This is a genomic window from Dorea ammoniilytica (assembly GCF_025567415.1).
GTDB lineage: Bacteria > Bacillota > Clostridia > Lachnospirales > Lachnospiraceae > Claveliimonas > Claveliimonas ammoniilytica.
On record NZ_JAOQJV010000004.1, the window covers coordinates 150,622 to 168,640 of the forward strand.

17 protein-coding genes are annotated in these 18,019 nt (G+C 45.3%); 3 read left to right on the forward strand and 14 right to left on the reverse strand.

The features are described 5' to 3' along the window. Window positions 1–10 precede the first annotated feature (10 nt). The 4 genes from OCV65_RS05255 to OCV65_RS05270 form a co-directional block, all read right to left on the reverse strand. Entirely contained in the window at window positions 11–505 is a 495-nt protein-coding gene (locus OCV65_RS05255; protein WP_118384024.1) for a 3-isopropylmalate dehydratase small subunit, read from the reverse strand. Further along, complete coding sequence (leuC, locus tag OCV65_RS05260; protein ID WP_118384023.1) at window positions 505–1,782, reverse strand: 3-isopropylmalate dehydratase large subunit; 1,278 nt, start codon at window positions 1,780–1,782, stop codon at window positions 505–507. The genes OCV65_RS05255 and leuC overlap by 1 nt, the downstream gene beginning before the upstream one ends. A 16-nt stretch (window positions 1,783–1,798) precedes the next feature. Then, window positions 1,799–3,742, reverse strand: a complete 1,944-nt coding sequence (locus OCV65_RS05265; protein WP_262581208.1) for an MSCRAMM family protein — start codon at window positions 3,740–3,742, stop codon at window positions 1,799–1,801. 149 nt (window positions 3,743–3,891) lie between these two features. Beyond that, window positions 3,892–4,770 (reverse strand): putative ABC transporter permease, encoded by an 879-nt coding sequence (locus OCV65_RS05270; RefSeq protein WP_118384021.1) that lies wholly within the window; start codon window positions 4,768–4,770, stop codon window positions 3,892–3,894. A gap of 142 nt (window positions 4,771–4,912) precedes the next feature. Here OCV65_RS05270 and OCV65_RS05275 point away from each other — a divergent pair, with 142 nt between their 5' ends. Then, window positions 4,913–5,146: a FeoA family protein gene (locus tag OCV65_RS05275; RefSeq protein ID WP_118384020.1), complete on the forward strand. Its 234-nt coding sequence runs from the start codon at window positions 4,913–4,915 to the stop codon at window positions 5,144–5,146. Beyond that, window positions 5,139–7,184 carry a ferrous iron transport protein B gene (feoB, locus tag OCV65_RS05280; protein ID WP_262581209.1) on the forward strand — a complete coding sequence of 682 codons (2,046 nt, stop codon included), beginning with the start codon at window positions 5,139–5,141 and terminating at the stop codon, window positions 7,182–7,184. The genes OCV65_RS05275 and feoB overlap by 8 nt, the downstream gene beginning before the upstream one ends. An 85-nt stretch (window positions 7,185–7,269) precedes the next feature. On the opposite strand, the gene OCV65_RS05285 is transcribed toward feoB, so the two are convergent. From OCV65_RS05285 to OCV65_RS05325, 9 genes are all read right to left on the reverse strand, one after another. Further along, complete coding sequence (locus OCV65_RS05285; RefSeq protein WP_416810575.1) at window positions 7,270–8,634, reverse strand: aldehyde dehydrogenase; 1,365 nt, start codon at window positions 8,632–8,634, stop codon at window positions 7,270–7,272. Between the two features lie 26 nt (window positions 8,635–8,660). Further along, complete coding sequence (locus OCV65_RS05290; protein WP_262581211.1) at window positions 8,661–8,834, reverse strand: hypothetical protein; 174 nt, start codon at window positions 8,832–8,834, stop codon at window positions 8,661–8,663. 61 nt (window positions 8,835–8,895) lie between these two features. Continuing rightward, a complete protein-coding gene (locus OCV65_RS05295) occupies window positions 8,896–9,738 on the reverse strand; it encodes a PHP domain-containing protein (RefSeq protein ID WP_262581212.1) in 843 nt (280 codons plus the stop codon). 121 nt (window positions 9,739–9,859) lie between these two features. Beyond that, window positions 9,860–10,723 (reverse strand): TMEM198/TM7SF3 family protein, encoded by an 864-nt coding sequence (locus OCV65_RS05300; protein ID WP_262581213.1) that lies wholly within the window; start codon window positions 10,721–10,723, stop codon window positions 9,860–9,862. A 52-nt stretch (window positions 10,724–10,775) separates the two neighbouring features. Continuing rightward, window positions 10,776–11,324 carry a DUF6465 family protein gene (locus tag OCV65_RS05305; RefSeq protein ID WP_262581214.1) on the reverse strand — a complete coding sequence of 183 codons (549 nt, stop codon included), beginning with the start codon at window positions 11,322–11,324 and terminating at the stop codon, window positions 10,776–10,778. A 130-nt stretch (window positions 11,325–11,454) separates the two neighbouring features. After that, window positions 11,455–11,766 (reverse strand): thioredoxin, encoded by a 312-nt coding sequence (gene trxA, locus OCV65_RS05310; protein ID WP_118384014.1) that lies wholly within the window; start codon window positions 11,764–11,766, stop codon window positions 11,455–11,457. Between the two features lie 142 nt (window positions 11,767–11,908). Next, window positions 11,909–14,650, reverse strand: a complete 2,742-nt coding sequence (locus OCV65_RS05315) for a translation factor GTPase family protein (protein WP_262581215.1) — start codon at window positions 14,648–14,650, stop codon at window positions 11,909–11,911. After that, on the reverse strand, window positions 14,637–15,377 hold the full coding sequence (locus OCV65_RS05320; RefSeq protein WP_262581216.1) for a peptidylprolyl isomerase: 741 nt from the start codon (window positions 15,375–15,377) through the stop codon (window positions 14,637–14,639). The genes OCV65_RS05315 and OCV65_RS05320 overlap by 14 nt, the downstream gene beginning before the upstream one ends. Before the next feature lie 25 nt (window positions 15,378–15,402). Next, entirely contained in the window at window positions 15,403–15,879 is a 477-nt protein-coding gene (locus tag OCV65_RS05325; protein ID WP_118384013.1) for an NUDIX hydrolase, read from the reverse strand. Window positions 15,880–15,950: 71 nt separating this feature from the next. Between OCV65_RS05325 and OCV65_RS05330 the strand changes: the two genes are divergently transcribed. Further along, window positions 15,951–16,844 carry an RluA family pseudouridine synthase gene (locus tag OCV65_RS05330; RefSeq protein WP_262581217.1) on the forward strand — a complete coding sequence of 298 codons (894 nt, stop codon included), beginning with the start codon at window positions 15,951–15,953 and terminating at the stop codon, window positions 16,842–16,844. On the opposite strand, the gene cytX is transcribed toward OCV65_RS05330, so the two are convergent. Beyond that, window positions 16,841–18,019, reverse strand: coding sequence for a putative hydroxymethylpyrimidine transporter CytX (gene cytX, locus OCV65_RS05335; protein WP_262581218.1), 1,179 nt, complete (start codon window positions 18,017–18,019; stop codon window positions 16,841–16,843). The genes OCV65_RS05330 and cytX overlap by 4 nt on opposite strands.

The following is an 18,019-nucleotide window of genomic DNA, read 5'->3' on the forward strand; positions in this document are numbered from 1 at the left end:
CTGTTATATACTATTTGTTCTTTTTGCTGTTGATGTAATTAACCAGGCCACCTGCAGAGATCAGTTCCTGCATAAATGGAGGAAATGCCTGTCCCTGGAACTCAGTACCCTTGGTACGATTATATATACGTCCACTGTCAAAATCAATCTCAACCTGATCTCCGGCGTCAATTCCTTCTGCCGCTTCCGGACATTCGATGATCGGAAGTCCGATATTGATCGCATTACGATAGAAGATTCGTGCAAATGTATCTGCGATAACACAGCTTACGCCTGCAGTCTTCAGACACAGCGGTGCATGCTCTCTGGAAGATCCGCAGCCAAAGTTCTTTCTCGCTACGATAATATCTCCCGGCTGTACCTTCCCGGCAAATTCCGGATCAATATCTACCATCGCATGGCTCGCCAGCTCCTGTGGATCAAAAGAGTTCAGATATCTGGCCGGTATAATAACGTCTGTATCTACGTTATCTCCATATTTAAACACATGTCCTAATGCTTTCATTATCTGTCACCCCCTACTTTTTCCGGATTCGCAATGCATCCGGCGATCGCACTTGCTGCTGCCACTTCCGGAGATGCAAGATAGATCAGAGAATCTACATGTCCCATACGGCCAACGAAGTTACGGTTGGTGGTAGATACACATTTCTCACCTGCTGCCATAACACCCATATGACCTCCCATACATGGTCCGCAGCTTGGTGTATTAACTGCACATCCTGCATCTACAAAGATGTCCAGAAGTCCTTCTGCGATACACTGCTTGTAGATCTTCTGTGTAGCAGGAACTACCATAACACGTACATCCGGATGTACGGTATGTCCTTTGAGGATAGCTGCCGCCTTTCTCAGGTCAGACATACGTCCATTTGTACAGGAACCGATCACTACCTGGTCGATCTTAATAGGCTCCATAGCCTCTACTTCGTCGATTGTCTTAGCATTGCCCGGAAGATGTGGGAATGCAACGGTCGGACGGACTTCTGAAAGATCAATCTCGATCACATCCTCGTATACAGCATCCTCATCTGCTTCATATACATGGTATTCCTTCTTGCAGTGCTCTGCCAGATAAGCCTTTGTCTGCTCATCTACCGGGAAGATACCATTCTTGGCACCTGCTTCGATTGCCATGTTAGCAATCGTAAATCTGTCATCCATGGAAAGATGTGACACACCTTCTCCTGTAAATTCCATTGATTTATACAGAGCTCCATCTACGCCGATCTTACCAATGATATGGATAATGATATCCTTACCGCTTACAAACTCAGACGGTTCTCCCTTCAGTACAAACTTGATCGCACTCGGCACCTTGAACCAAAGTTCTCCGGTAGCCATACCGGTAGAAATGTCGGTCGTACCTACGCCTGTAGAGAACGCTCCCAATGCTCCGTATGTACAGGTATGCGAATCTGCACCAATGATGCATTCTCCTGCTGTAACCACTCCTGCCTCCGGAAGAATCGCATGCTCTACTCCTGATTTGCCCTGTTCAAAATACCAGCTGAGACCTTGATCCTTCGCAAACTCACGAATTGCCTTGGAGTTCTCTGCTGACTTAATATCTTTATTCGGTGTAAAATGATCTGGTACCAGAACAACCTTATCTTTATCAAACACTTTATCTGCCATCTGTCTGAAGATCGGCAGCGCCATTGGTCCGGTGATGTCATTCGCCATAACGATATCAAGCTTCGCCATAATAAGCTGTCCTGCTTCCACATGATCCAGACCTGCATGTGCAGCCAGAATCTTCTGTGTCATCGTCATTCCCATGATGAATGTGCCTCCTTTATCTTTTCTTCATACGTGTAATCATAACACACACAATAACAGCCACGCAAGAAAGAATGCATACAAGCATCCAATTTGATAAATTCGCTCCATCTCCGGTTCTTACTGTCTGAGCTTTTACAGTCTGTCCGGGAGTTTCCTGTTTCTCCTTCTCCGGTTTATTCAGTTCTTCCGGGACCTCTGGCTTATCATCCGTCATCGTACCAAGATCCACCGTCACATGATCCTTTTTAATCGTCACTTCGAAAGGTGGAATCAGTTCATGATTCTGATTTGCCTCACACCTCAGCTCTTCAATCGTATAAGTATCATACGGAAGTGCACCTTTGCAGTCATCCGGTGCAATCAGAGTTCCCTCTGTATCGATTCCAAACCAGACTCCATCCTCCATGTTCTCTCCGCAATTCGTATTTGACGTATGCAGATTCCACTCTGCCGACGTTGATGCATAGCCGTTCTCATCTGTCACGATCACATGGGATTCCCCGGTTGTATTACTGGTAATCTTAAATGGTACTTTCGAAAGTCTCTTATGGGTGCCGTCTGCAATCTTGATAAGTTCCAGATCCCCACGGATCACATGATCTGATGCTTTATGCGCATTGCCCCCGGTGAGTACAGCCGTATCTCCGTCCGGCCGTATCTGTGTCAGATATCTGCCTTCCTGTACTTCCCCGGATTCATCCTGAAACTGCATTCCATCCAGCAGATATCCTTTCGGTGCCTCAATCTCTTCCACCGTGATCGTTCCAAGTGGCAGTATCACCTGATCATTCATCATATAGAAGGCATCACCCTCTATAAGATGTACTTCATCCAGCCGACATACATATGCGCTATCGGACTCTCCCTTTTCTTCCTTTGTCTCCAATACCCAGCTCCGTTCCGGAACCTCCGGAAGATTATCTGTCTCATAATATCCTGCATAATAATTCACACGCATTTTCGCACCGGCAAGATCCGCTCCACCAAGTGCCTGACTTTCACCAGTTTCGGCATCTACTTTGCAGATTGACACTTCTGCCTTATTCCACACCGGTATATCCTTTACTTCTGCCACAGCAGTCTTCTCCGCTTCCACTGTCACAGGATATACATTCGTATTCAGCCGATACCCAAAAGGTGCCTGCTTTTCTTTTACGTAATAATTGCCCGGTGCAAGTTCTACTGCCGTCGTTTCTCCATTCGCATCCGTCTTAAGCACCGCCTTCTGATCCGTACAGCTTTCGTCTGCATACACACCATATTCTGCCCCCTGAAGGGTGTAACAGCGATTGTCCTCCGTCAATTCGTTATCCTCCGCTGTCTTTTTAAGTCTTGCATACCCTGTCGGGTGATATTCCCAATATCCCAGGTTCTGATGTGCCGCCGCTCCGTCTGACAGCAGATATACCGTAAATCCTTTCGGCGCTGCCGGAAGTCCGGCGATCCGGTTGATAAATGCCTGTCCATAGCCATAATAATTATCATCATGACCATTAGCTACCGATCCGGCAAGACATGTTTCCACATAGCTGGCTCCAACATCTCCAGGGCCTTTCCAGCCATAGTAATATATCTTCCGGAGCTGCTCGTTCCCCCGATTTTCTGCCGTATACTCCGCTACTGTAGTTAATGTACTTCCTGTCTGTGTCGGTGGTTCCATCTCATGACACACACACATTGCTGTTGTTCCACCATCGATTTCAAAATATCCCACTCTTAGTAATCCGTCGTTGTACCTGGTGTCATAGTAAGTCAGTACATGTGTGCCGCCCGCCTGGCGCTGTGTCACACTGTTCTGTTCTGCAACATCTTCTATATCGCTCTCTTCTTCGCGTTCTTCTGCCCGTACTGATATCGCTCCCACACACCCCCAGAATGACAGGATAAATACAACAACAGCAACCGCAAGTGGCATGATTCTACCTGCTCTGCCCTTATTATCTCTTATCTTCTTCATGTATCCTTTCCTCCAATTTTTAATATCTCTCCGCTTCGAGTATCGACATAATAACTCTTCCGGAGTATCTTTGTCAACACATTTTTAAAGTTTTATTTCAACCCGTTTTTCGGTAAAAAAAAGAGACCGTAAAGCCTCTTTTTTACCATTTATTTCCTTTTATTCCGACGCATTGCCACCCGTTTCTTGACTTCTCTCAATGCATCCTTATGGATACGTGATTCCATATTCGGGAATGCCTTTACCAGACGTTCGCCGACACTTCCAAGTCCATTAACCAGACTGTCATAACGTCCTTTCAGTTCATCCAGCTTCTGCTGCTGACTCTTGTACCATTCTTCCTTACCGGCACTGTATTCAGCACGCAATTCTTTTCTGACTTCTTTCATACTAGCCACTTTACTCTTAAGCTGTTCTTCTTTCTCCATCCCGTCTTTGACATTTTCATAGATGTTCTCACCCATGCGGTCAGAGAATTCCCGCAGCTCCGCAGCAATCTTTTCCATTGCTTCAAGACGTTTGTTCAGTTTCAGGATTGCAGATGCAGTTACATAGAGATCTGCGAGCATCGCAATACTTAATATTACCAGTATTACGATCCCTGCAATATGAGGGATGTACCCGATCAGATGTGCAACAAGCGGTTGAAAACACTTAACAATGAACACACAGAACACACCCCAGATCAGCGAAAATGGCAGGCACACATAACCGCCGATATTAAGCGGCTGTCCGGAATAATCCCACCATTTCTGATGAAAGATCCGGTCCATTACATATCCTGTCAGCCATTCGATAAATGTTACAAGTACAGCCGATGCCAAATATAATATTAACAGACTTTCTGAAAATCCCTGTAATGAAAATATTACCGATACAACTCCGACTCCATAAATCGGACAGATCGGACCATTCAAAAATCCTCTGTTGACAAACCTTCCTTCTTTTACTGCCGCAAATGCGACCTCCACGCACCATCCAAGTACACCGTACACAAAAAAGTACGCCAGTATTTCATAGATTCCCATATTTTATTCCTTTCCCAGCAATCTAATTTCCCATTTAAGTCTTATCGACTATTATATGTGAAGTTGTAAATTTCGTCAATTGGTGCTATACTTTTTCAAATAATAGATAATAATTATCAATAAGATTAAAGTGAGGATTACTATGGTTTTAAAAGAAGGCTTAAATGGACACACTTATCGTGTGCTGTCCATACAGATCGAGCTCCAATTGGAGCGTCGGCTGGAAGCACTCGGTCTGACAGACGGCAGTCTGATTACTATATTAAATAATGACAAGCACGGTGCACTTACTGTCAAGTTCCGCGGCACACGCTTTGCTCTTGGCAGACGTATTGCTGATCACATTGAGATTGAGGAGGTGCACACACATGAATAACTCTGTTACCGTCGGTTTTATCGGCAATCCTAACTGCGGTAAAACCACACTGTTTAACGCTTATACCGGCGCCAACCTCAAGGTTGCCAACTGGCCGGGCGTTACAGTAGAAAAGAAAGAAGGACATACTACCTACGAAGGACAGGATTATACGCTGATCGATCTTCCGGGTATCTATAGCCTGACTTCCTATACTATGGAAGAGAAAGTCTCCCGCGAATGTATCCTGAGCGACGAAGTCGATGTGATCATCGATGTAGCTGACGCATCCAGCCTGGAGCGAAACCTGTATCTGACACTGCAGTTGATCGAACTTGGCAAACCGGTGATTCTTGCTCTGAATATGATGGATATTGTAGAGGAACGCGGCATGGAGATTGACCTGCACCGGCTCCCGGAAATGCTGGGCATCCCGGTGATTCCGGTATCTGCCAGAAAGAAAACCGGGCTTTCCATATTAATGCACGCCGTTGCACATCACAAAGATGTATTACATCAGGATCCTCTGATTCATCATCATCCGGGACTGCACAGCAAGCACCGCCATGACCATCATGCGGAGTATACGATGGTGTACACAGATGATATTGAAGATAAAATTGATATTCTGATTGAACGAATCACGCATACATATCCGGACTTTCCGAACAAAAGATGGTTAGCCATTAAGTACCTGGAAAAGGATACCAGTGCTTCCGAACAATGGCCACTTGACACCTCTGATATTCTGGATTGCAGCTATGAAAAAGATTTAATTAATCAAAAATATGATTTTATTGAAGAAATCATAGGCGAAACACTGGTCAATAAATCCAGCCGTGAAGAGCGTACAGACCGGATTGATCGATGGCTCACCGGCAAATACACCGGTCTTCCAATCTTCTTACTTATTATGGCAATGGTATTTTTCCTGACCTTTACGGTAGGCGATTTCCTGAAAGGATATTTTGAGATCGCATTGGATCTGTTTTCTTCGGCGGTAGCCAATGGTCTGGCTTCCATACATACCTATCCGATGCTTCAGTCCCTTGTGGTGGATGGTATCATCGCAGGTGTAGGTGGTATTCTCACCTTCCTGCCCAATATATTCATTCTGTTCCTTGCCCTCGCATTTCTGGAAGACAGCGGATATATGTCCAGAGTTGCCTTTGTCATGGATGACATCATGAGCGGGCTTGGGCTCTCCGGACGCGCATTTATCCCACTTCTGCTCGGATTCGGATGTTCCGTTCCAGCAGTCATGGCCTCCAGGGCTCTGGAACACAGGAAAGACCGGTTAAAGACTATCCTGATCACACCATTTATGTCCTGCAGTGCCAGACTTCCGATCTATGTATTATTTTCCTCTATGTTTTTTGGAAAATATGCGATGTTGGTCTGCTATGGCATGTATCTTCTGGGTATCATCGTGGCAATCTTAACTGCATTCATCCTGTCCCGGATTGACAACAGCAAAGCAGAACATGCGCTGTTGATCGAGCTTCCGGAATACAAGACACCAAATGCCAGAACCATAGCCATCTATGTGTGGGAAAAGGTCAAGGATTACCTGACACGTGCAGGAACCGTCATTTTCCTGGCGTCCGTTGTTATGTGGGTACTTTTAAACTTTGGCCCGAATGGGTATGTAACAGACATCAGCCAGAGCTTCGGTTCCTATATCGGCAGAGCCATCGTACCTGTCTTCGCACCGGCAGGTCTTGGATACTGGCAGATCATCGTTGCGCTGATCGCAGGAATCGCTGCCAAGGAAGTAGTAGTCTCCAGCTGTGGAGTTCTCTTCGGTATCTCAAACATTGCTACTGCACATGGCATGAGCACTGCGCTGGTTGCCTTAAACAGTATTGGATTCGGTACTGCCAATGCTCTGGCGCTGATGGTATTCTGTCTGCTGTATGTTCCATGTACTGCAACAATTGCTACGATCCGTCGTGAAACCGAAAGCAGAAAGCTTACCATTCTCTTTGTACTGTTCCAGCTCTGTGTTGCCTGGATCATGAGTTTTCTGTTCTATCATATCTTTCTGTTAATAGGATAAATACAAAGTGAAACAGGAAAGGCATCGGGATTGCTCCCGCTGCCTTTCTTTTTCTTTATATCTTTCCGTATCTATCCATAATGGCCTACATCAGCTTCTTTAATATATTCAATTTGTTCTTGAACGGTGCATATCGGATTGGAATATCCAGAAGTACCGATTTCTTCATGATGCTCTTTTTATGTGTAAATGTGTCAAAGCTGTCCTTTCCATGATAGCCACCCATTCCACTGTTGCCCACGCCGCCGAATGGCATATGGGACGTTGCCAGATGTACAATCGTATCATTGATGCAGCCACCGCCATAAGACACCTGTTTGAGCATCATGGCTTCTCTTTGCTTATCTTTCGTGAAGTAATACAATGCTAACGGCCTCGGTCTGGCATTGACCATTTGAATCGCCTCTTCAATATCATAAAATGTAAGAACCGGAAGCAGCGGTCCGAAAATCTCCTCCTGCATTACCGGGCTCTCCCAGGTCACCTGATCCAACACGGTCGGCTCAATCTTAAGCATGTCCACATCAGATCCACCACCACATACTATATGTGCCCGCTCCGTCAGCCCCAGTACACGGTTAAAATGCTTTTCATTGATCATCTTCGGATAATCCGGATTCTGCATCGGATCCTTTCCAAACATCTTACGAATATATTTTTCCATATAACGAACGAGCTTGTCTTTCACACTGTTCTGTACCAGAATATAATCTGGTGCCACACAGGTCTGCCCACTATTCAGGAACTTACCCCAGACAATACGCTTTGCCGCCAGCTTCAGATCTGCAGTCTCGTCTACAATACAAGGACTCTTGCCGCCAAGTTCCAGACTCACCGGTGTCAGATGTGCAGATGCCTTCTCCATGACGTATTTACCAACATTTACACTTCCTGTAAAGAAGATATAGTCAAACTTTTCATTCAAAAGTGCCTGATTCTCCTGTCTGCCACCTTCTACTACAGCGATATATTTCTCCTGAAACAATTCTCTCAACATATCTGCAATAACCTTTGTAGTATGTGGTGAATACGCAGATGGCTTCACTACTGCACAATTACCTGCACAAATTGCCCCCACAAGTGGTGCGATCGTAAGCTGGAACGGATAATTCCAAGGTGACATGATTAACACGATGCCATACGGTTCCGGATATATAAAAGACTTCGATGGAAATTGCGTGATCGGTGTAGGCACTCTCTTCGGTGCTGCCCATTTTCGAAGATGCTTTAATGTATATCGAATCTCTTCTTTTACTATACCAATCTCAGTAGCATAAGCTTCAAAATTTGATTTATTCAGATCCATATAAAGTGCATCCATAATCTCCTGTTCATGTACTGTGATCCACTGATACAGCTTCTTTAACTGGCGGATACGAAACTCCACATCCTTAGTATCACCTGTTTGAAAATACGCTCTCTGCGTATGCAGCATACTCTTATACTCCATCATAATGTTCTCCTATTTCAACTATCTCAGATGGCAAGCTGTGTGTCGGTGCCATAACAGATTGCTGCTGCGCACACACACCACATCGCCAGATATACAATGCCCGGTATCCTTGTCTCTGCAAATCCATATACCAGAATAATCATGAGCATCGCAATCACACCTGCCACTGCTACTAATTTCTTTCCTAATTTTCTCATAAAAGAACACCTCACTTCCTGTAATCAATATAGCAAGCAAGGTGTCCAATAATCCGTACACCTATTTCTTTGAGCGGAATTTTTTTGCTTTTTTAAGATATGGGATCTCGATCGGATCTACCGGAGTCACCGGGTTCTCAATCTTATCTTTTCTTCTCCGTTTGAAATACTTCAGCATAGCTCCTCCCCGGTTATAGAACCAGAACAGATCTGCCAGTATCTTGTGAAATGCTCCCATTTTCTCCTTGGTAGTTCTGCCATACAGAACACCTCCGGCCTGAATTGCTGCCTTTTCCCGAATCAGATTAATAAGCTCCGTCTCACAGGTAACCATCTCCGGAAGTATCGTATAGCCTGTCCCGATACAGTCTGTCTTGTGGGCATCACTTCCACCAACTCCAGGTTTCCCGTATTCAGCCGCAAGTCTGGCTGCACTGTCATTAGACTCCTGTGATTCGCATGCGTTAAACACCTCTATAAAATCAAATCTTTTCACAAATTCCTGTGACTTCCGATACCTTTTTGTATTGGTCATACTCATATATTTAGCTCCATACGGATGCGCCGGGCCAAGGATACCTCCATGCCTGTGTACGAATTCAATCAGCATCGATACCGGAAGACCTTTTAACTCCAACAGCCTCATACGAACGCCCTCCGGCATAATGCAGAGCATATGTCCTGCATCCAGTGTATCATACTCAATGCCTTTCAAAACTACGAAATCCTGGTGAGCTTTCCCTTTCATTTCGTATTTCCAATGCCTGTAACCATGATAACTGTCGTGGTCCGTGATCAGCATTCCATCAAAGCCTTTTTCTTTCAGAACAGTAATATATTCATCCAGGCTTACCCGGCTGTCAATCGAGCCTTCATGCACATGACAATGCATATCTATCTTCATGTGTAAGCCTCCTTTGTCATTTTTTCTTTATTATACCACGTTACTGCCAAAATACAACAAAGGCAGTCTGCCCGCCACAGTCTCTGCTGTCACTGACAAACTGCCTTCTACTTCATTTAAATCACTCTATGATCTTAAAATCATCATCAAAGTCAAGATTATCATATCCGGATTCCAGATCATCATCAAGATATCCTTCATCCTCATCATAATCTCCATCCAGACTGTCCTCGCTGTCTAGAACATCGTCGTAATCTGTCTCCAGATCATCGTCATCTTCCAGATCGGTTGCTTCTGTATCATCCATATTATCATCGTCAAGCAACATTCGTGCCTGCTCTACTTCTGCTTCTCTGGATTCTTTTTCTCTGTGCTCTCCGGCTTTCTTGACCTGCTTCCTGCCAACCTGTCTGGATCGCATGATGAACTGTACTGCCACACAGATTGCAATAAGCACTACCGGCACTCCAATCACTGCTGCCAGATAATTACCTAACCCCAACATGGAAACAGCTGCATTACCTGCCATGTAACCACCATAAATGGATGTGATAATAATTACCAATGGATCAAACATCTTCATCGTAACGATCGCGAGAACCAATCCTAACACGCCACATACAGCAATCACCGGTATAACCTGCTGATTGATAGCCGATACTCCCATGCTGAATATTGCCAGCCATACAAAGAAAAATATACCAACTCTGTAAAATACACATACAAGAATCGCCAGTATCACTGCGCCTCCTGCCATAGCTCCCACAGAAGCCATTCCATTCAGTCCTGCCACAACAGAAACGATGCCCCCTGCTGCCACTCCCAGAACCAGTCCTACCAATGCTGCCCACACACGTGCCAGTTTCAATCCAAACAGACCGATGATCAATCCGATACAAATCGTAACCGCCAGTATAACCGTACTCTGCAGAAAGGACAAACCATTGCCCACTATCTGATTTACCTGGGTCATCATATCACTCATACTACTTCTCCTTTGTGTTACTCCTTCATGACTGCATCTTCCGGTGAGCCGATTAGAATTCTACTGATCCACTCTCTGTTTCGTTGATCACATAGTATACTTTGCTTTCTTCCGGTTTAATATAAAGATCCATAGTCTTGATCTCACCGATCTTGTGACCGGACTTTTTCCATGCTTTCTTTACATCAGCAATCATTGTATTCTCATGTACCTGCTTGCCATAGTATTCTACGTAAGCATTTACCTTCATGTCTTTTTTGCTTCTTCTTGTAGTTGCTTTCTTTGCAGCTTTTTTAGTTTCTTCTACAACTGTCTTAGCTGCTGCTTTTGTCTCTTTTGCTGCTGTCTTAGCTGCCGCTTTTGTCTCTTTTACCGCTTTCTTGGCTGCCGGCTTAACTTCTGCTGCTGCATTCTTCACTGCCGCTGCTGTCTTGGTTTCTTTTTCTTCTGTACCCGGCTCAGCCTTTTTTGAAGTCTCAGCAGCCTTTTCAACTGCTGCAACCTTTCTTGCTACTGCCTGTGCTTCAGACACAGCCTTTCTTGCTGCTGCCTGTGCCTCTGCTGCAACATTCTTACCAGCCGTCTTCTTAGTTCTTGCCATGACAAATCCTCCAAATACTATATTCTATCTACACTTATGTGCTGTCCCATTCTGTCTGACCTCTGATGTAACAGAAATTATTATAGCACTTCTGGAAGATATTTCAATTAAAGATTACAGCGTAACTATTTTATTTACCGACAAAAGTCAACAATTCCTGCTTTGTCTGCTCTCCAACTGTACGTTTCACAACCTCTCCATTCTCAAAAATGAGAAAAGTAGGAATAGACATAACGCGGTATTCTCTGGCAATATCCATGGCACTGTCAATATCCAGCTTGCACACCCTAATATCCGGATACTCATCTGCGATTTCTTCTACGATCGGTCCCATATTCTGACACGGTCCGCACCACTGTGCCCAGAAATCTACCAATACCGGCTTATCTGCCTTTAATACTACATCTTTAAAATGTTCTGCTGTTACATGTATTGCTGCCATATATTTATCCTCTTTTCTTTTTTAGATAGTTTGTAAGTTCCTGATCAGATTATACACGATACCTGAAAAAATATCACTGTTTTTCCCCAATATATCCTCACAAAAAAATCTCATTAACCCTATTTAAGATCTAATGAATATCTCACTTCAAATTCTTCCTTCCAAGCCTCACTTCTTCCATATGGCGCATCAGATTTTCATCCATATGGTCAAACAGATAGTTGCGATCAGATTCTCTGTGTCTGTCCCATTCTTCCCGGATCTGCCTCTCTGTAAATGCGATCTCTTCACGAAATTCTCTGGCTGAGATCAGATGTGCCCCCTGGCTGGTTGTGATCACCTGCTCCACTCCATCTGAGGTCACAACCGTCACATGTCGTTTTCTTCCAATCTCATGGACTACTTTTTCGATATACTGATCGGCAGTCTCAGCTTCCTTGGTAAACACCACATGAATATTGTGATAACGTTGGATTTCCAGTGCCTCACCGTCTACCTTATAGGCATCGAATACCAGAATGAGCACACATCTGCGGAAGCCCTGATAATTGCTCAGCACATCCATCAATTTATTTCTCGCCGCCTCAATGTTATCTTTTGCCAGTTCTTTTAACTCATCCCAGGCAAAGATTACATTATAACCATCTACCAGCAGATACTCTATTCCGTCATCACGATGCTTTTTCGGCTTACTGTCCACCGTCACTACCGTCTGGCCGACAGGTGCATTCCTTCGCTCGATCTTGCCATACGTACGGATAAAGATATCTTCCAGCTCTTTTTCTTCTTTGGCATTCCATCCTATATCAGCCGAAGACGGTGCTTTCTTTCCGGTCATACGGTCCTTACGGCGTGCAGAAGCCATATCAGTTGTCATGTTCTTCTGAATCTCCTGCCGCTTTTTCAGTTGACTCTCGATATGCATATGCGAGAACACTTCATTCCATGGCACATAATATCCTGCTCCATGGGAACAGAATACAGAACCAGCCGGATTCTCCATATCTGCTTCCGGATCATAGCCAATTTCTTCTATCACAGTATCCTGATCTGCACACGGACGATAACCGTCTAATGTACAAAACAGCCGTCCCCTACCTCTAGTATAGGTCGTCACTTCCATCTGATAATCCCGCATAGCAGATACCGGCGCCATTCCTGTGATTACTGTCATATCACCGTCCGTTTCCGGCGGTTCAAATTCGCCATGCATCTTCTGAATGTCATTCAGAGCTCTTCCCACATTCTCTGCCGGGATCTCCATAGCAAATGAATAATACGGTTCCAACAGCACATTATCTGCCTGCATCAGTCCCTGCCGCACTGCACGGTATACTGCCTGCCGGAAATCTCCGCCCTCCGTATGCTTGAGATGTGCTCTTCCTGCTGCCAGTGTAATATGAACATCCGTAATCACAGAGCCTGTCAGCACGCCCCGGTGCTGCTTCTCATACAGATGTGTCAGAATCAGTCTCTGCCAGTTCTTATCCAGGATATCTTCACTGCACTCCGTGTCACACACCACACCACTGCCTGGTTCACCCGGTTCCATGATCAGATGTACTTCCGAATAATGGCGGAGCGGTTCATAATGTCCCACTCCTTCTACCGTATTGCGGATTGTTTCTTTATACACGATACTTCCTGCATCAAATGTAACCGCAATACCAAATCGCTCTTCGATCAGGCTTCTTAAGATCTCAATCTGGATCTCGCCCATGAGTTGAACACCGATCTCACCATTTTCTTCCTTCCATACAATCCGCAGCATCGGATCTTCTTCTTCCAACTGCTTCAGATAACCAAGCATGGTATGCGCATCCACTTCTCGTGGATACTGCACACGGTAGCTGAGTACCGGTTCCAGCATTGGTGCCGAAACAGCCTTCTCATCACCAAGTGTCATGCCTGGTCTGGTAAATGCGAGACCAGTCACTGCGCAGACAGTGCCAGCTTCCGCTTCCTGCACAAGCTCGTACTTTTCTCCCGAATAAATACGAATCTGGTTAACTTTTTCTTTCTTTTGTTCTTCATTTGTTTCTTCAGCAAACAGTGCTTCTTTTACTTTCAGACTGCCTCCGGTAATCTTCATATGTGTCAGCCGGTTGCCTGACGGATCTCTGGATATCTTATAGACTCTCGCGCCAAACACATTCGAATAAACCGGTGATTCCGTATACGCTTCCAGTCCCTGAAGAAAAGCTTCGATTCCTTCCTGTTTTAAAGCAGAACCAAAATAACATGGAAACAGACGTCTGCTGCGTATCAGGCGTCGTATCGTATCTGCCGACAACGTATCTGTTTCCAGATATTCTTCCATAGCAGTTTCTTCTAACATCGCCATGCTCTCCAGCCATTCACTCTCTGACACCGCTACCCTTGCATTGCCTTCAGTCAGACCGGCTGATCCTGGAAATGCTGTGCAGCCTTCTGACAGCCTGTCCTGTAATTCTGTCAACACTTTTTCCGGATCCGTTCCTGCCTGATCCATCTTATTTACAAAGATGAAGGTCGGAATCTGATATCTGGCGAGCAACCGCCACAGAGTCTCCGTGTGTCCCTGCACACCATCAGCTCCATTTACCACCAGAATTGCATAATCCAACACCTGTAATGTACGTTCCATTTCTGCCGCAAAATCTACATGTCCCGGCGTATCAAGAAGTGTCACCGGACGGTCACCCAGCATGATCTCCGCCTGTTTGGAAAATATCGTAATGCCACGGCTCTGCTCCAGTTCATAATTATCCAGATAGGCATCCCCATGATCGACTCTTCCGAGCTTACGGATCTTTCCCGTCTGAAAAAGTATGCTCTCTGCCAGTGTCGTCTTACCGGAATCCACGTGCGCCAGAATTCCTGCCGTCAACTTACATTTCGACATATTTTTCTTTCAACTCTTTTTCTTTTGCTTCGTATGCGTCATTCTGTTTCTTCTGAAAAAGTGTGTTCACGATGGTTGCTTTCACAGCTTCAAATGGCTGTACCTCAGCTTCATTTTTCTTCTCCACACGGATCAGGTGATATCCAAACTGTGTCTTTACCGGTCCTACAACCTTGCCCGGTTCTGCCGCGAATGCTGCCTCATCAAACTCTTTGACCATCTGACCATGCCCGAATTCTCCAAGGTCTCCCCCCTGCTGTCCGGATGGACAGGTAGAATGCTGCTTTGCTGCTTCTTCAAAAGAAATCTCTCCACTTACAATACTATTCAGGATGTCGGTGCATTTATCCTCATCCTCTACCAGAATATGCTTCGCCTGCACGGTCTCTTCTTTCTTAAATTTATTCGGATTCGCTTCGTAATACTCTTTGGCTTCCTCTTCCGTCACCTTTACATTCTTCACTGCCTCGCGCATGGCAAGCTGTGCCAGAATATCGCGTCTGGTATTCTCCAGAATACGTGCAAATTCCTCAGTCTTATCCAGTCCCTGCTCAACTGCATCCACTGAAAAAGTATACAACGCCAGATACTGATCCAGCAGTCTCTCCCTGAATCCCGGATACTGCAGATATGCCTTTTTGTCCTGCGGCAGATTCTCTACAAATAAATCAAATTCTTCCTGTTTAATCTCTTTTCCTGCAACAACTGCAATTACTCCATCTTTCATGTTCTTATCTCCTTCTATATCTTTCTTATAACTCCATCGGTTTCCCGTCCAGAGCCGCACTGACTAATCGGTCGTGTCCATCATAGACCAGCTTCAGTGAGAAAAATGACTCCCTTTCCACCAGAAGTCTCAGAAAAATGCGATCACCTTCCCATAGATTCAATTCTCCGATCCGGTCGATCTCTACCCATTCCAGATCTCCCTCATCACACGGAATCTCTTCGCCTTTAAATCCATCGGCCGTAAACAACGACATATATTCCGTCACACCGCTTCCTGATACAAAGGTCACGATGCCCCGGAACCGATAAGATGTCAGTGTATACCCGGTCTCTTCTTTTACTTCCCTGAGCAGGCATTCCTCCGGACTTTCATCCGCTTCAAAATGACCGCCTACGCCGATCCACTTACCTTCATTGACATCGTTCTCCTTCACATTGCGGTGAAGCATCAGATATTTTCCATCATTTTCAATATAACAAAGTGTACTTAAGGATTCCATGCTTTTCTCCTGTTTTCCAAAGCTTTTCAAATGTGCTATGATTAGTTTATCGGAATTTAGGAGGAAATGCAATGAATCGAACGATAAATTATCAGATAGATAAGACTGCCGCCGGACTCCGCGTGGAACAGTTTTTGAAACGTAAGGGATATTCTTCCCAGAATATCTCTTCCATTAAGCATATGCCAGAAAGCATTCTGGTGAACGGCGTCCATTATTATATGCGGCAGGAACTTGCCGAAGGGGACTGTTTAAGTGTCCGCATCAGTGAGACCAAATGCTCTGACAAAATCCCACCGGTAGAATTACCTTTAAATATTGTCTATGAAGACGAGGATATCATTGTCCTGAACAAACCGGCCGGCATGCCAATCCATCCTTCCCTGAATAATTACTATAATACAATGGCCAATGCACTGGCGTGGTACTACCAAGAGCAGGACAAGCCATTTATCTTCCGGTGCTGTAACAGACTGGATCGGGATACCTCCGGACTTACTGTCGTGGCAAAGCATCTGGTCAGTGCCGGAATTCTCTCTTCGATGACCGGACGCAGGGAAGTCCACAGGGAATACCTTGCCATTGCCTCTGGACACGTAACGCCCGAAGCTGGCACCATCTCTGCCCCACTCGGCAGAAAACCCGGCACCATCATCGAGCGTATGGTGGACTGGGATAACGGCGAAACCGCTATCACCCATTATCATGTTGTAAAAACGACCAGACATTACAGTCTGGTCGCATTGAAGCTTGAGACCGGACGCACACACCAGATCCGCATTCATATGAAGCATCTGGGATATCCACTGATCGGAGATTATCTCTACAATCCGGACATGCGCCACATTGGTCGTCAGGCTCTTCATTCTCATAAACTTTCATTTTGTCATCCGATCACTGGAGAAATAATGTCTTTCACCGCTCCTCTCCCAGATGACATGCAGGAAGCGCTGGATGCCGATTAAGCTTTCTTGCTTCCCATGCATTTCCGGATAATGACACAGATCACAATGGTCACCGCCATATCCGGAAGTGTATTTCCTACCGGAATATCCACACCCATTAAGTATCGATATAATACAAATCCTACAATCCAGATCACAATGTTTGTCACATCAATCGCATCTGACAGACTGTCTGCACGTTTCAGGATAAAGAAGTCTGCGATCTGGATTGCGATCATCGGTGCAAACACAGAACCGATCAGATACAGGAAATCCGTAATATTATCCATCGGATATACGATCGCCCCAACAGTACCGATCACGGTCACTGCTACGGCTGCATATTTTCCATTCAGTTTGGAAAATACAGATTCAGCAGAAATGCCTGCGGAATACGCATCCAGGAATGTAGTAGTTACTGTTGAAAATACAATGATCAACAGTCCTGCGATTCCAAGTCCTGCTTTCACCATGATCTGAGCAATATCATACTCTCCGGTGTAAATCGCCGCACCCATACCGATCACGTACATCCAGCAGCTGATGATACCATAAACAACAGCACTGACTGCTGTTGCTTTCACCGGCTCCTCTGCTTCTCTTGTATAGTCACTGCTCAGCGGAAGCCATGATAACGGCATCGCTACCGCCAGCTCTACAGCTGCGCCAAAGGACATTGCCTCACTTGTATCCACATTTCCTGCCGCTCCACTGAAGAAGATTACCTTGCAAAGTACCAGTGTCAGGATAAACAAAGCTGCCATTGCAATGGTATTGATCTTGCCAAGATTGGTAATCCCTACCAGAATCCACACAATGATCAATGCTCCGATTACCAGACACCACACCCATCTTCCGGTATTCAATACGCCATCTGCTGCCAACGCACCATCATAGATCATGATCGCCGTCCAGCCAACCAGCTGAAGGACATTTAAAAAAGAAAAGAATACTCCGCCGTTCTGTCCAAAACTCATTTTAACCGTTTCCATTGCACTTCTTCTGGTCTTACCGCCGATCACACCTGCCAGGAATAACATGGTACATCCGATAATGTGACCGATAATGATTGCCAGAATACCTTTCTGGAATCCAAGCGGTGCAAATGCTGTACCGGTAAGGATCTCTGCCAGCGATACGCCTGCGCCAAACCAGATCAGACCATTCTCAAAGATTGAGGTTCTCTTTTCCTTCAT